The sequence below is a fragment of the Phaeovulum veldkampii DSM 11550 genome, from assembly GCF_003034995.1.
Lineage (GTDB): Bacteria > Pseudomonadota > Alphaproteobacteria > Rhodobacterales > Rhodobacteraceae > Phaeovulum > Phaeovulum veldkampii.
Genome location: NZ_PZKF01000055.1, coordinates 1 through 12,707 on the forward strand (window position 1 = coordinate 1; position 12,707 = coordinate 12,707).

Here is a 12,707-nt window from a genome sequence, read left to right on the forward strand (position 1 = left end):
GCTTCTTCTTCAACCCGCCCGAGATCATGCCTCTGGCGGAATGTGCAGCCCAGCCTGTTGCCTCGACGATCTCGGTGATGGAGGCACCCTCGGGCCGCTGCAGGAGCGCGATGATCGCCGCCTGCTTGGTGCCGGCGCGGATGGCAATGGGCTTGGGCGTGACAGGATCGGCCAGTGTTTCGGGGGCATCCTTCGGCGCCGAGACCAGCTCCAGCTTCGCCTTGCGCAAATTGGTCATGGTGTTTGCGACCACAGGCTCGATGCCGATCGCGGCCAACCCGGCTTCGGTGGCGATCAGCGTGGTGCCGTGGCCGTCGCCAGTCTCGCGCCACAGCGGCTCGCCACGGCGCAGATTGGCGTCGACCTCTTCGAGCCAGCCGCGCTCGATCATCTTGCCCACAGCCATCTTGGCCGCAGCGCCAGCCAAGCCGTCCGGCAGCGGCAGGGCCAGATTGTCGGGGCGCGTAGCCGCGCGGCTCAGAATGATGGTCTGGGTGTCAGTGAGCTTGGGCATTGTCGCCTCCTGTCGTGGTGGGATGTCGGGGTTTCAGTCAATCGTTCTCGGCCATCGCGGCCGTGATCGCGAAGTGCTGCACCCAGCCGGTCAGGTAAGGCAGCCCCGCGGGGATGCCGTGCTCGCGCTCGGCCTTGCGGTCTGTGCGCCAGTCCTGCCAGCGGCGGATCGCTGAGCCGATGGCAGCCTCAAGCCCGATGGCGCAGCCCATCATGTTGCCGACCACATCGTCGGCAAAGTGGCGGCCCATCCGGCTGTCAAGAAAGTCGCGGATGCCAATCATCTCGTCCTCGCTGTCGGCGTGGATGGCCTCTGCGATCTGGCGCGAGGCCAGTGTCCAGACTTCCGGGCTGCGGCGGTCGCGCTCTGGGCAGACAGTCAGGGTGCGGAAGAAGCCGTAATCCTCGTTGCGGCTGGGCAGGACGGCGTGCTGTGTCATGGTCGGGATCCTTTTCGGGGTGGCTAGCGGAGCGCTTGGCCCCGCCCGTTGGTGCTCAAGCCGCGCAGGCTGCTTCCAGCGCAGCGATGTGGCGGCGGAGCGTGGCAGCCTCTTCGCGCGCGGCGTCCGCCCAGAAGGCGGCGCGGGCGTTGCAGGCGCGGGCGAGATGCTCGGCGTCCGCCTTGGTGAAGCGGTTGACCTTGTGGGCGCTGCCATGGCCCGTGCAGGTGGCGCGATGCTTTTTGCCCTCGGGCGTCAGCGTGAAGGTCAGGGGTCCAAAGTCATCGATGACGATCCATTTGTGCGACGCGATCATGGCGCAGGCGCTGGGCGCGAGGCGGGCTTCGATCTCGTCAGCGGCGGCGCGGAAGTCGGCGATCAGGGTGGCGGCGGGGTTGGTCATGGGGGTGGCTCCGTGGGTTGAGTTGCATCGTCTCCGTGGGACGACATTCGCTCCCGCGCGCTGATTATCGTAGGAAATTATGAGCAATTTCAGTGCTTTGTGATCGCACCAATGCGCGTCATGCGATGCGTGCCAGACCCGTCAGCGCGGCCTGTTCCGCCTCATGCCGCTGCGCCGCGTCCGGCGGATCGCGGCGGGCGTTGACGATGGCCACAAACAGCGCGCGGGCGATTGCCGCAACCTCGTCAGCCCCGGCACTGGAGAGGTCAACATCGTGAATCGCAATCGCCTCGCCCAGATCGGTGAGCGCGTAAATCGTGGCGAACTCCGCCTCGGTCGGATCGCAGGTGATGGTTTCCCGGTCGTCGGGGCTCACCGCCTCGCTGCGGCAGAAGCGCAGATCGAAGCCGATGGCGCATTCGCGGCGGGCAAGATCGTCGAGGGTTTCCCCCTCGGAGAGGCAGTTCAGGGAGAGATTGGTCATGGGGCCGCTCCTTCTGGGGCGTGGGTTTCGGGGTCGAGTTCGATCCATGCGCCGTCCTGCCAGACGTAGAGGTAGCAGAACTGGCAGGTCGGGCGCGGCAGGATCACGGGATCCCGCGGCGGGACAAAGCAGTCGAGCGCGTCAGCGCGAACCTGCCGGATTTCCTTTGCCGCAAGGATGTCCACGGGCGTCCACGCGGCCAGCGCAGGCAGCATGTGCGAAGGGTAGCCGTCGTAGTGCGTGTAAATGTGGGCCCATTCGCTGGGCCCGATCTGGATGGCGATTTGTGCGCGTGTACTCATCTGCGTCTCCATTCTAGCGCGGCTCAGATCAGCCCGTGCTGCTGCAGGACCGGGACGACATCGGCCAGTTCAACGGTCAGGCAGTCGATGCCGATCCGGCCCGCCATCTCGAAGACCTCGGCGTTCAAGCTTCGGTCATTGAGGTGGGCCTGCAGCGTGGCCACGCTCATGGCCTGAACGAAGCGCGGGCGGTCGATGAAGATGCGGGTCGTGTCGGAGGGGATGGCGATCGCCATGGTGTGATCCTTTCAGGGTTGGGTTTTGGCGGGGCCAGCGCGGCGGCCCGCCTCGAAGGCGGCCTCCAGCGCCGAGCGCACCGCCCAGACGGCATGCTCGTGGAAGTCGAGGCTGTCGGTGTTGCGGGTGTCGAGGGTTTCCAGAAAGAGATGGCGCTCCGCGATCTGCAGGAGCAGCGCATCGCGCTGGGCAGTCGGGTTCGTGGTTGGGCGGCGGGGCATGTTCCTATCCGATCCGTGTCCGGGGGTGCGATGCACCCGCTGAATGACACAAGGAATCGCTCGATCGGGGAGTGTAATCAACTCAATTAGAGATGCTTTTCCGTTTATTACCAATATGTTGAGGATCACCACAGCGCCATGGAAGGTATGTCCGAACGCGCCTATGCGGACCATTCCGGCCTGTCTCGCGGTGCTGTGCAAAAAGCGCGCAAGAACGGGCGGTTGGTGCTCTTTGCCGATGGCTCGATCAATGCTGCTGCGTCTGACGCACGCCGTGGAGCGATGACCGATCCGGACCAACAGATGCGGTCGCGCGGCAGCACGGGTTCTGGCGAGGGTGCTGTTTCCGGCCCCGGTGACAGCACATCCTATCTGAAGGCCCGCACGGCGCTGACGGTCTATCAGGCGCAGGAACGTCAGCTGGCGATCCAGAAGAAGAAGGGCGTGCTGGTTGACCGCGCTCGAGCCGAGACGCTGGTGTTTCGCCTCGCGCGCCAGGAACGCGACACCTGGGTCACTTGGCCCACCCGCGTCGCCGCACTGATGGCCGCACAATTATCCGCAGAGATGGAGAAGGCATCGGGGGTGCCCGTCACAATCGAGACTGCGATCCTGCAAAGGGTGCTGGAAACCCATGTCCGAGAGCAGCTCGACGCCCTGGCAGACCTCAGGGTCTCGCTTGCATGACCGACAAGAAGAAGATGACCACGATCTGACTGAAGGCCTCGACCTCGGTTTTGACGGGGCCGAGGACATCTTGCGCGTCTGGCGCCGGGGGATGCGGCCTGACGCCAATCTCACCGTGTCGGAATGGGCCGATGCGCACCGGTGGCTGTCGTCGCGGGCCGCAGCTGAACCGGGGCGGTATCGCACGGCGCGCGCGCCCTATTTGCGTGAGATCATGGATGCGCTGTCGCCCGGTCATCCAGCGCAGCGGATCAGCTTCATGAAGGCGGCGCAGGTCGGCGCGACCGAGGCCGGAAACAACTGGATCGGCTTTGTCATCCACCATGCACCGGGACCTATGCTGGCCGTGCTGCCCACCGTGGAGATGGCCAAGCGCACCTCGCGGGGTCGGATTGATCCGCTGATTGAGGACAGCCCGGCGCTGAAGGAACGCGTGCAGCCGGCGCGCTCACGTGATGCGGGCAATTCGATGCTGTCCAAGGAGTTCCCCGGCGGCATTCTGGTGCTGACGGGTGCAAACTCGGCCACGGGCCTGCGGTCCATGCCGGCCCGATATGTGTTTCTGGATGAGGTCGACGCTTATCCAGCCTCGGCCGATGAAGAGGGCGACCCAGTCACGCTGGCCGAAACGCGCACCACCACCTTCGCCCATCGACGGAAGGTCTTCATGGTCTCGACGCCCACGATCCGGGGGCTGAGCCGGATCGAGCGCGAGTTCGAGGCCAGTGATCAGCGGCGGTATTTCGTGCCCTGCCCCCATTGTGGCCACAGGCAATGGCTGCAGTTCGAACGCCTGCGCTGGGACAAGGGACGCCCTGAGACGGCGGCCTATCATTGCGCGGGCTGCGAGCGGCCCATCGCTGAGCACCACAAGACGGACATGCTGGCGCGGGGCGAATGGCGGGCGACGGCGCTGTCGGACAACCCTACGTCCATCGGGTTCCACCTCTCGGCCCTCTATTCGCCGATCGGCTGGAAAAGCTGGGAACAGATCGCCCGCGAATGGCTGGCGGCCCAAGGCTCCGACGAGATGCTGCGCGCGGCGCGCAACACGCTTCTTGGCGAAACCTGGGTCGAGAGCGGCGAGGCGCCGGATTGGCAGCGGCTGGCAGATCGGCGCGAGGCCCTTGCAGCGCAGGTGCCGATGGGTGGGTTGTTCCTGACTGCCGGGGCCGATGTGCAGAAGGACCGGATCGAGGTCGACGTCTGGGCCTGGGGCCGAGGTCTGGAAAGCTGGCTGGTTGATCACATCGTCATCCCGGGCGGACCGGACGATCCAGCCTGCTGGGACAAGTTGACCGCCCTTCTGGGTCAGACATGGGAGCACGAAAACGGCGCATTCATGACGCTGGCGAAGCTCGCCATCGACACCGGCTACGAGTCGGCGGCCGTCTACGCTTGGGCGCGGGCGCAGGGGATCGCGCAGGTCGCGCCCATTAAGGGTTTGGAGGGCTTCAACCGGGCAACGCCAGTGTCAGGGCCAACGTTCGTGGATGCCACGGTGAACGGGAGGAAGCTCAAGCGCGGTGCCCGGCTATGGACGGTCGCCACGGCCACCTTCAAGGCAGAGACCTATCGGTATCTGCGCATCGAGCGGCCAGCGGACGAAGACACCGCGCTGGGCGTGGCCACGCCGGCAGGCACGATCCACCTGCCGGACTGGGCGGACAGCGAATGGCTCAAGCAGCTTGTGGCCGAGCAGCTGGTCACGATCCGCAACAAGCGCGGCTATGCCCGGCAGGAATGGCAGAAGATGCGCGAGCGCAACGAGGCGTTGGACACTCGCATCTATGCGCGCGCCGCAGCCTGGATCCTCGGGGCCGATCGTTTTGACGAGCGGATGTGGCGGCAGCTCGAAAAGCAGGCCGGGGTAGAAACGACGCCGATCGCGCAGACGGCCGAGACAGAAAAACCGACTTCGCCTGAGGCCGGACGCATCACCGCCCCGAGGCCGCGGGGCTGGAAGATCAGCACTCCCAAGTACATGGAATGACGAATGACCCTCGACGAGTTGAAGCTTCGCCACAGCGCGCTCTTGGCCGCGCGCTACAGCGGCACCCGGTCGGTCAGCTATGACGGAAAGACCGTGACCTATGGCACCGACGCGGAACTCGCGGCCGCGATCGGTGATGTCGAACGGCGGATTGCCAAACTCGAGCGCGGGGCTGGTCGCGTTCTGCGTCCCTATGCAGTGAAAGACCTCTGATGAACTGGCGGCAGCGCCTTGGCGCCTTCATCGGCGGGTTTGACGCGGGACAGCATCACCGACGCCTGCGCGGCTTCCAGGCCACGCGGGCTCATGTGAATGCGCTGATCGCAGCATCCGGACCCGACATCACCGCCCGCGCGCGCTGGCTCGTGCGCAACAACGGCTATGCCGTAAATGCGGTGGAAAGCTGGGCTGCCAACACCGTGGGTGACGGGATCAAGCCGATCTCGAAACTCGCAGATGCCGCGCGGAAGGAAGAGTTGCAGCGCCTGTGGCTCGCCTGGACCGATGAGGCCGATGCCGAAGGGCTGACAGATTTCTACGGGCTGCAGCGCCGCGCCGCGCGCGAGGTGTTTCTGGCGGGTGAGGTCTTTGTCCGGATCCGGCCGCGGCGGGTGGAGGACGGCCTCACGGTTCCCCTCCAGCTGCAGATGCTGCCCTCGGAAATGTTGCCACTGCATGAGACCGGGGTGGCGCGGAATGGTAACGCGATCCGCCAGGGGATCGAGTTCGACCGGATCGGACGGCGTGTCGCCTATCACTTCTTCCGCCGTCACCCGGGTGACGGCACCGATCCTGGACTGTCTGGAGAAATTGTCCGCGTGCCCGCCTCGGAGGTGATCCACGTCATCGACCCAGTCGAGGGTGGTCAGCTGCGCGGCGTGTCGAAACTGGCCCCAGCCATCGTGAAGCTGTTCCTGCTCGACCAATATGACGATGCCGAGCTCGACCGCAAAAAGGTCGCTGCAATGTACGCGATGTTCGTCACCTCGCCTGCACCAGAGAACCCGCTCGCACCGCTTGATGATGAAGAGTTACCAGCGGGTGTCGAAATCAGCCCAGGCCAGATCGTGCGGCTGGATCCTGGTGAGGATGTGACCGTGGGCCAACCGGCCGATAGCGGCGGAACCTATGAGCCCTTCCAGTACCGGACCCTGCTACAAATCTCGGCCGCACTTGGCATCCCCTACCCCTACCTCGCCAACGATATGGTTAAGGGGAACTTCTCGAACTCGCGCCTTGCGCTGATCGAGTTCCGCCGCCGCGTCTCGGCTTGGCAGCATTCGGTGATGGTCTACCAACTCTGCCGACCGGTCTATGCGCGCTGGCTGGATCTGGCCGTGCTCTCTGGCACGCTGCCCCTGCCCGGCTATGAGGCGGATCGCCCGCGGATGCTGGCCGCCGATTGGCTCCCCACGAAATGGGACTGGGTCGATCCGCTTAAAGACGCCAATGCCGAGATCGCCCAGATCGAAGCGGGGCTGAAATCACGAACGCAGGCCATCGCCGAGCGCGGCTATGACGCCGAGCAAGTTGATCGTGAGATTGCGGCTGAGCGGGAACGCGAGCGGGCGCTGGGGCTTGATTTCCGCAGGCCGGGCTCGCCCGCACAAGGCGTGCAAGCGGTGCCGGCCGAGGAAGAGCAACCAGAGACCGAAGATGAAACCGATGACGCGGAAGACCGCCCGAGCACAGACGAGGACCAGCCCTGATGCTCCACGCACGGATTGCCGCGCGCGCTTTCAACACGCCGCTGCTGGTCGAACCTTCCAAGGCCATGGCGTTCCTGTCGGGGCTTGGGCCGCGCATTCTGGGGCGGCGCGTCGCTGTGGCGGATAGTGACGAGGCACCAGCTGGTACCTCCGCCCTGCCCGCCCGCGCGAGCATTCTCGCCGGAAACCTGGCGGAACGCATCCAGCACCATGGCGATGCACCCTACCCAGTTGTCGACGGCGTCGCCGTCATCGAGATCTCGGGCGTGCTGATCCATCGGGGCAGCTGGATCGGGCAATCCTCAGGCCAGACCAGCTATGAGGGGATCGCGGCGCAGATCGAGGCGGCCAGTAGCGATCCGTCCGTACACGGCCTTGCTTTGGAAATAGACAGCTTTGGCGGCGAAGTGGCGGGCGTCTTTGACCTGGCAGATCGGATCCGGGCCGTCCGGGCGACCAAGCCCGTCTGGGCTTTCGTCGCCGAGCACGCCTTCTCTGCAGGCTATGCGCTGGCATCCCAGGCCGACCGCATCCTTCTGCCGCGCACCGGTGCCGTGGGCAGCATCGGGGTCGTGGTCATGCATGCCGACCTCAGCGGCCAATTGGATCAGGACGGCGTGCGCGTGACGTTGATCCATTCCGGTACCCACAAGGTCGATGGCAATCCTTACGAACCGCTGCCTGAAGCGGTCCGCAATGACATCCAGCGCGAGATCGATGTGCTGCGCTTTCTCTTCGCCGAAACTGTCGCCGCTGGTCGGGCTGGGCGCTTAAGCCAAGAGGCAGCGCTGGCGACCGAGGCTGCAACCTATCGCGGGGCGGATGCAGTGGGCGGGGGCCTTGCCGACGAGGTCATCGATCTGACCCGAGGCTTTGCGGCCTTTCGGCAGTCTGTGTCGCAAACCTCACACTTCTCACCGGCGCGCAGACTGTGCGCATCTCTCCCTAAACCCAAACAGGAGGCAGTCATGGCCACCCAGAACGACCCTGAAAACAGTACGCAGGACTCTGAGACCACGGTGATGGACGTCGGAGACGATGAAACGGATGCCAATGATGCCCAGCCCACTGCGCCCGCTTCATCACCCGCTGCGTCTCAGCCACCGGTGGCTGCTGCCCCAGCGCCCAGTAATCTCGCAGAGCTCTCGGCGCAGTTGCGGGAGTCGGCAGCGGAGATCGCCGAGATCGCGGCGCAAGCAGGCCGGCTCGGCATCGCGATTGATGCCGCCAAGGCGCTCCGTCAGGGCACGGCCCCGGAGGCCCTGCGCAAGCTTGTCCTGCAGCGGGCAGCCGCAGCGGCAGATGCCCGCGACATCGTTGCGGCCCCACCTTCGCCTATCCTGCCCAAATCCGCGGAAAGCCCGATTGTGGCGGCCGCAAAGAAGGCTGCCTCGGCGGGCAGCAGGGGCTGAACCGCTCACCCCCTACACACCTGACCGCCCACCTGATCCCCCGCCGCTCCTCCCCGGCGGGGGATTTCTTTTTGGCCCCCTCAACCTCGGAGATGCCCCATGCCCGTGCTGACCCAAACGCCCACCATGGGCGATGTTCTCAAATACGAGCTGAACCCCAACTTCACCCGCGAGACCGTCACGCTGCTGGCGGGCACGAACTACCCCGTTGGCGCCGTGCTTGGCCGCATCACCGCAAGCGGCAAGATGAAACTCAGCACTGCCACCGGCACCGATGGCGCGCAGAACGCGGCTGCCGTCCTGGTTTACGCGACCGATGCTACGGCGGCAGATCAGAGCGTGGTGGTGATCGTCCGCGGCCCAGCGATCGTCTCAAAGGCGGCCTTGGTCTTTGACGCCAGTGTCGATGATGCCGCTAAGACAGCCGCAAAGCATGCCCAGCTGACCGCACTCGGCATCATCCCGCGCGATACCGCCTGATCGCACCGCAGACACAGCGCGCCCCTCATCCCTGCCCCTCTTTGCCCGGAGTTCTCACATGACCATCACCCGCAACCCGTTTGACGCGGGCGGCTATTCGCTCGCCGATATGACGCAGGCCATCAACATCCTGCCCAACCTTTACACCCGCCTGGGCCAGATCGGCCTCTTCCGCTTTGAAGGGGTCACCCAGCGCTCGATCGTGATCGAACAGCGCCAAGGGGTCTTGAGCCTCCTGCCCTCAGTGCCGCTGGGTGCGCCCGCCACGGTCGGCAATCGCGAGGCACGGTCGATGCGCAGCTTTGCCCTCCCTTGGATCCCACATGACGATGTGATCCTGCCGGCCGATATCCAGGGCATGCCCGCGCTGGGCCTGTCAGACGCGGCCGATCCCCTCGTCGAGGTGATGAACCGCAAGCTGACGCTGATGCGCCGCAAGCATGCCCAAACCCGCGAATACATGGAAATGAATGCGCTTCGCGGTATCGTAAAGGACGGAGCGGGCACCACCCTTTACAACTATTTCACCGAGTTCGGGATCGAGCAGATCTCGGTCGACTTCGTCTTCGGCACGGCTGGCACCAATGTGCAGGGCAAGGTTCGCACGACCTTGCGCGGGATCGAGGACAGCCTTCTAGGCGAGACCATGACCACGGCGCATGCACTCGTCAGTTCCGAATTCTTCGACAAGCTGATCAGCCACCCCAAGACCGAGGAAGCCTACAAATTCTTCTCCGCGACCGGTGGCCAGCCTTTGCGCGAGGATATGCGCCGAGCCTTCCCCTTCGCAGGCATCCTCTTTGAGGAATACAACGGCTCGGTCACCCTCTCAAATGGCACCTCGGAACGCCTGATCCCCGCGGGCGAAGGCATCGCCTTCCCGCTTGGCACGTTTGACACCTTCACGACCTATGGCGGGCCCGCGAACCTGTTGGAGACCGCCAACTCCGTCGGCCTGCCGCTCTATGCGCGGCAAATGATGGACACGAAGGGGCGCTGGATCGATCTGATGACCGAAACCTCGATCCTGCCGGTCAACAAGCGACCGCGGCTTGCGGTCCGGATCTTCAGTTCGAACTGAGGACACTGAGCCATGACGGCCTTCGCCATCGCGCTCGATCTGCTCTTTACTGATGGCAACATCGCCCGCGACGCGGTCTTTGTTGCTGAAGGCGGGGCCCCGCGCCTCATCCGCGTGGTGATGCGCCGCGCAGATGAGGTCACCACGTTCGGCGAAGCACGGCTTTGGTCAGAAACCACGCGCATTGATCTGCGCGTGGCCGAGGTCCCCACGCCGCGTCCCGGCGACCGCATCGAGATCGACGGCGAGGCGTTCCTGATCCAGGGCGAGCCCATCCGCGACCGCGAGCGGCTTGTCTGGACCGTCAACTTGCGACCGGCGTGACCTGCGATGAAGCTCAAGCTCGATATTGATCCCGACATTGTCGCCATGATGCAGGCGGAAATCGCCGCAGGCGAGCGCGCGGTCTCCGCGGCGATCCGCGAGGCTGGCACCGGTCTCAAGACCGCGTGGCGCGCGCAGATCACCGGTGCTGGCCTCGGCGCGCGGCTGGCGCGCACCATCCGGTCCGAGCAGTTCCCGAAGGCAAAACCCAGCCTCAACGCAGCTGCCGTGATCTGGTCGAACGCCCCCGTGATCGTCGGCGCCCATGATACCGGCCCGCTGATCCGATCGAAATCCGGCTTCTGGCTGGCCATCCCGACCGCTGCGGCTGGTAAGTCCACGCGCGGTGGCCGGATCAGCCCCGGCGAATGGGAACGGCGCACCGGTCTGCGGCTGCGGTTCGTCTATCGCCGCAGAGGGCCGAGCCTTCTGGTGGCAGAGGGGCGGTTTAATACCAAGGGCCGCGCGGTGGCGTCGCGCTCGAAAACCGGCCGCGGCCTCGTCACCGCGCCGATCTTCCTGCTGGTGCCGCAGGTGAAGCTGCCGAAGCGCTTGGATCTGGCGCGGGATGCGGAGCGGGCGCATGACGCCGTGCCAGGGCGGATTGTGGCAAACTGGGTTGACGGCCGCTTCTAGGGTCAGGACCCATTAATCGGCTTGAGGCTGCCCTTCCTGCGTGATTCAAGCTCCCGAACTGACGGGGGTGAAGATGAGCAACCTTTTCTGGCTGACCGACGAGCAGATGGAGCGGTTGAGGCCTTTCTTTCCGAAGAGCCATGGCAAGCCGCGTGTCGATGATCGGCGGGTGCTGAGCGGCATAATCTTCATCAATCGCAATGGTTTGCGGTGGTGTGACGCCCCGCGTGAGTATGGGCCGCCGAAGACGCTCTACAACCGTTGGAAGCGGTGGGGCGACATGGGGGTTTTTGCCCGGATGATGGAGGGACTGGCCTCCGAGAGCGGCGACCGGAAGACCATTATGATCGACGCGACGTACCTGAAAGCGCACCGCACGGCTTCGAGCCTGCGGGCGAAAAAGGGGGGCCCGACGACCAGCGCGGGCGCCTGATAGGCCGCACGAAAGGTGGACTGAACACCAAGCTGCATGCCGTCACCGACGCCAAGGGACGGCCCCTGAAGTTCTTCATGACCGCAGGCCAGGTCAGTGACTATACTGGAGCCGCCGCCCTGCTGGGCAGTCTGCCCGCCGCCGAGTGGATGATCGCAGACCGGGGTTACGACGCTGACTGGTTCCGAGAAGCGTTGAAAGACAAGGGGATACGCCCCTGCATTCCCGGTCGGAAGTCGCGCGGCAAAGCTGTCCGCTACGACAAGCGCCGCTATCGCCGCCGCAACCGCATCGAGATCATGTTCGGTCGCCTGAAGGACTGGCGCAGGGTCGCAACCCGCTATGACAGATGCGCCAAGACCTTCCTCTCCGCCGTCGCTCTCGCGGCCACCGTCATGTTCTGGCTGTGACGATCAATGAGTCTGGACCCTAGCTGCTTTGCCCAAGCTGATGGATAATAATGGAGATCAGTTCGGTCGCTCGGCCGGCCGAGCACGTTCAAGGTCGAAGTTCATAAAACGGTCGAAAAGGGGGGTCTTCTGGTAAAGGCGGTCGTAGACATGTACCTCGCCGCCCTCTCGGGAGGTCGCCGTCATCAGACCAAACCATGTCAGCGGAGTGAGATAAACGGCCCGCATGAAGACGTCGAAAACGTTGAGCTTTTCGTCCAGGAGCTTCTTCGGGGGCACAAAGCAGTAACGCGCAAATTCTGATACCGTTCTGGGCGTGTCAGCAGTGATCGACAGGCCCCAGAAAATGATCCCAGCTTGCTCAAGAACCCATGGGTAAGCCAGTTTGGTCAGAGTTCTCGGATTGACCTCTAGAAATGCCGCTTCGAATACGGACCGCACCATCCTTGCGTCGATCAGATTGTCGCGAACCCGACGCCCGGCGTCAGTCACCTTGATCTGCCCATCCGCCACCTCGGCAACGCCGCTTGCAACCGCCAGGCCAATCAGGAAATCGAGTGCACCAATGTTTTCTTGGTCGAGGGGGCGCCTCATGTGCTTTGTCAGAGTCAAATCGGCGTTTGGCCAGCTCGTTGTCTCAAGAAGCAGATCGAGACTGTCGGATGCCATCGTGCCATCCTCCAGCAACGTGATCCGCCCCTCTCCTATCAGGGTCAAGAAAATGCGGAGATTTGAGAAAATGGGTGAAGCGGCAATATCCGCTGCGCTTTCAGCATAGTTGAGAGTCAGAGGCGATTGTGCCGCGTTGAATGGCACCAGGTTGGCGAACGTGCTCTGCGGCAGTTGCAGCCAGGCTGGATAAACATCGTTGAGCCATTCGGTCAGCTCGGGTGGCAGCGGTACGGATAGCCTGAATTTTGACATGCTGGACAACTTCTCCCC

18 protein-coding genes are annotated in these 12,707 nt (G+C 64.3%); 10 read left to right on the top strand and 8 right to left on the bottom strand.

Translation table 11 applies throughout. From position 1 onward, the window contains the following. The 7 genes from C5F46_RS14640 to C5F46_RS14670 form a co-directional block, all read right to left on the bottom strand. On the bottom strand, positions 1–514 hold a 514-nt coding region (locus C5F46_RS14640; protein ID WP_107326073.1), incomplete at its 3' end, for a DUF3489 domain-containing protein. 37 nt (positions 515–551) lie between these two features. Continuing rightward, positions 552–953 (bottom strand): hypothetical protein, encoded by a 402-nt coding sequence (locus C5F46_RS14645; protein ID WP_107326074.1) that lies wholly within the window; start codon positions 951–953, stop codon positions 552–554. A 55-nt stretch (positions 954–1,008) separates the two neighbouring features. Next, on the bottom strand, positions 1,009–1,356 hold the full coding sequence (locus C5F46_RS14650) for a hypothetical protein (RefSeq protein ID WP_107326075.1): 348 nt from the start codon (positions 1,354–1,356) through the stop codon (positions 1,009–1,011). Between the two features lie 118 nt (positions 1,357–1,474). Then, positions 1,475–1,840 carry a hypothetical protein gene (locus tag C5F46_RS14655; protein ID WP_107326076.1) on the bottom strand — a complete coding sequence of 122 codons (366 nt, stop codon included), beginning with the start codon at positions 1,838–1,840 and terminating at the stop codon, positions 1,475–1,477. Continuing rightward, entirely contained in the window at positions 1,837–2,142 is a 306-nt protein-coding gene (locus C5F46_RS14660; protein WP_107326089.1) for a hypothetical protein, read from the bottom strand. The genes C5F46_RS14655 and C5F46_RS14660 overlap by 4 nt, the downstream gene beginning before the upstream one ends. 23 nt (positions 2,143–2,165) lie before the next feature. Next, positions 2,166–2,378: a hypothetical protein gene (locus C5F46_RS14665; RefSeq protein WP_107326077.1), complete on the bottom strand. Its 213-nt coding sequence runs from the start codon at positions 2,376–2,378 to the stop codon at positions 2,166–2,168. 12 nt (positions 2,379–2,390) lie between these two features. Next, positions 2,391–2,600: a DUF6900 domain-containing protein gene (locus C5F46_RS14670; RefSeq protein ID WP_107326078.1), complete on the bottom strand. Its 210-nt coding sequence runs from the start codon at positions 2,598–2,600 to the stop codon at positions 2,391–2,393. A 138-nt stretch (positions 2,601–2,738) separates the two neighbouring features. Between C5F46_RS14670 and C5F46_RS14675 the strand changes: the two genes are divergently transcribed. The 10 genes from C5F46_RS14675 (at position 2,739) to C5F46_RS14720 (ending at position 11,765) form a co-directional block, all read left to right on the top strand. Further along, positions 2,739–3,287, top strand: a complete 549-nt coding sequence (locus tag C5F46_RS14675) for a hypothetical protein (protein ID WP_107326079.1) — start codon at positions 2,739–2,741, stop codon at positions 3,285–3,287. Then, positions 3,235–5,280, top strand: coding sequence for a phage terminase large subunit family protein (locus tag C5F46_RS14680; RefSeq protein ID WP_107326080.1), 2,046 nt, complete (start codon positions 3,235–3,237; stop codon positions 5,278–5,280). The genes C5F46_RS14675 and C5F46_RS14680 overlap by 53 nt, the downstream gene beginning before the upstream one ends. A gap of 3 nt (positions 5,281–5,283) precedes the next feature. Then, positions 5,284–5,493: a phage head-tail joining protein gene (locus C5F46_RS14685; protein WP_107326081.1), complete on the top strand. Its 210-nt coding sequence runs from the start codon at positions 5,284–5,286 to the stop codon at positions 5,491–5,493. Next, entirely contained in the window at positions 5,493–6,989 is a 1,497-nt protein-coding gene (locus C5F46_RS14690; protein ID WP_107326082.1) for a phage portal protein, read from the top strand. The genes C5F46_RS14685 and C5F46_RS14690 overlap by 1 nt, the downstream gene beginning before the upstream one ends. After that, entirely contained in the window at positions 6,989–8,401 is a 1,413-nt protein-coding gene (locus C5F46_RS14695) for a S49 family peptidase (RefSeq protein WP_107326083.1), read from the top strand. The genes C5F46_RS14690 and C5F46_RS14695 overlap by 1 nt, the downstream gene beginning before the upstream one ends. Before the next feature lie 99 nt (positions 8,402–8,500). Beyond that, complete coding sequence (locus tag C5F46_RS14700; protein WP_107326084.1) at positions 8,501–8,881, top strand: head decoration protein; 381 nt, start codon at positions 8,501–8,503, stop codon at positions 8,879–8,881. 58 nt (positions 8,882–8,939) lie between these two features. Then, positions 8,940–9,962 (top strand): major capsid protein, encoded by a 1,023-nt coding sequence (locus C5F46_RS14705; RefSeq protein ID WP_107326085.1) that lies wholly within the window; start codon positions 8,940–8,942, stop codon positions 9,960–9,962. Between the two features lie 12 nt (positions 9,963–9,974). After that, the gene (locus C5F46_RS14710; protein ID WP_107326086.1) at positions 9,975–10,286 is read left to right on the top strand and encodes a head-tail joining protein; all 312 of its coding nucleotides are present in this window, start codon (positions 9,975–9,977) and stop codon (positions 10,284–10,286) included. A 6-nt stretch (positions 10,287–10,292) separates the two neighbouring features. Beyond that, on the top strand, positions 10,293–10,922 hold the full coding sequence (locus tag C5F46_RS14715) for a DUF6441 family protein (protein WP_107326087.1): 630 nt from the start codon (positions 10,293–10,295) through the stop codon (positions 10,920–10,922). A gap of 73 nt (positions 10,923–10,995) precedes the next feature. Further along, positions 10,996–11,765, top strand: a protein-coding gene (locus C5F46_RS14720; protein WP_235820185.1) for an IS5 family transposase whose coding sequence is annotated in 2 segments (ribosomal slippage) — positions 10,996–11,332 and positions 11,332–11,765 — 771 coding nt in all. Because the reading frame shifts where the segments join, the coding sequence is not laid out codon by codon here. A 57-nt stretch (positions 11,766–11,822) separates the two neighbouring features. Here the strand turns inward: C5F46_RS14720 and C5F46_RS14725 are convergent. Further along, positions 11,823–12,707, bottom strand: an 885-nt coding sequence (locus C5F46_RS14725; protein WP_210203005.1) for a hypothetical protein, incomplete at its 5' end; no start/stop codon positions are given.

Excerpts from the sequence above, each read along its gene's own strand:
- C5F46_RS14645 (WP_107326074.1), bottom strand. The coding sequence starts at position 953 with ATGACACAGCACGCCGTCCTGCCCAGCCGCAACGAGGATTACGGCTTC.
- C5F46_RS14650 (WP_107326075.1), bottom strand. The coding sequence starts at position 1,356 with ATGACCAACCCCGCCGCCACCCTGATCGCCGACTTCCGCGCCGCCGCT.
- C5F46_RS14655 (WP_107326076.1), bottom strand. The coding sequence starts at position 1,840 with ATGACCAATCTCTCCCTGAACTGCCTCTCCGAGGGGGAAACCCTCGAC.
- C5F46_RS14660 (WP_107326089.1), bottom strand. The coding sequence starts at position 2,142 with ATGAGTACACGCGCACAAATCGCCATCCAGATCGGGCCCAGCGAATGG.
- C5F46_RS14665 (WP_107326077.1), bottom strand. The coding sequence starts at position 2,378 with ATGGCGATCGCCATCCCCTCCGACACGACCCGCATCTTCATCGACCGC.
- C5F46_RS14670 (WP_107326078.1), bottom strand. The coding sequence starts at position 2,600 with ATGCCCCGCCGCCCAACCACGAACCCGACTGCCCAGCGCGATGCGCTG.
- C5F46_RS14675 (WP_107326079.1), top strand. The coding sequence starts at position 2,739 with ATGGAAGGTATGTCCGAACGCGCCTATGCGGACCATTCCGGCCTGTCT.
- C5F46_RS14680 (WP_107326080.1), top strand. The coding sequence starts at position 3,235 with ATGTCCGAGAGCAGCTCGACGCCCTGGCAGACCTCAGGGTCTCGCTTG.
- C5F46_RS14685 (WP_107326081.1), top strand. The coding sequence starts at position 5,284 with ATGACCCTCGACGAGTTGAAGCTTCGCCACAGCGCGCTCTTGGCCGCG.
- C5F46_RS14690 (WP_107326082.1), top strand. The coding sequence starts at position 5,493 with ATGAACTGGCGGCAGCGCCTTGGCGCCTTCATCGGCGGGTTTGACGCG.
- C5F46_RS14695 (WP_107326083.1), top strand. The coding sequence starts at position 6,989 with ATGCTCCACGCACGGATTGCCGCGCGCGCTTTCAACACGCCGCTGCTG.
- C5F46_RS14700 (WP_107326084.1), top strand. The coding sequence starts at position 8,501 with ATGCCCGTGCTGACCCAAACGCCCACCATGGGCGATGTTCTCAAATAC.
- C5F46_RS14705 (WP_107326085.1), top strand. The coding sequence starts at position 8,940 with ATGACCATCACCCGCAACCCGTTTGACGCGGGCGGCTATTCGCTCGCC.
- C5F46_RS14710 (WP_107326086.1), top strand. The coding sequence starts at position 9,975 with ATGACGGCCTTCGCCATCGCGCTCGATCTGCTCTTTACTGATGGCAAC.
- C5F46_RS14715 (WP_107326087.1), top strand. The coding sequence starts at position 10,293 with ATGAAGCTCAAGCTCGATATTGATCCCGACATTGTCGCCATGATGCAG.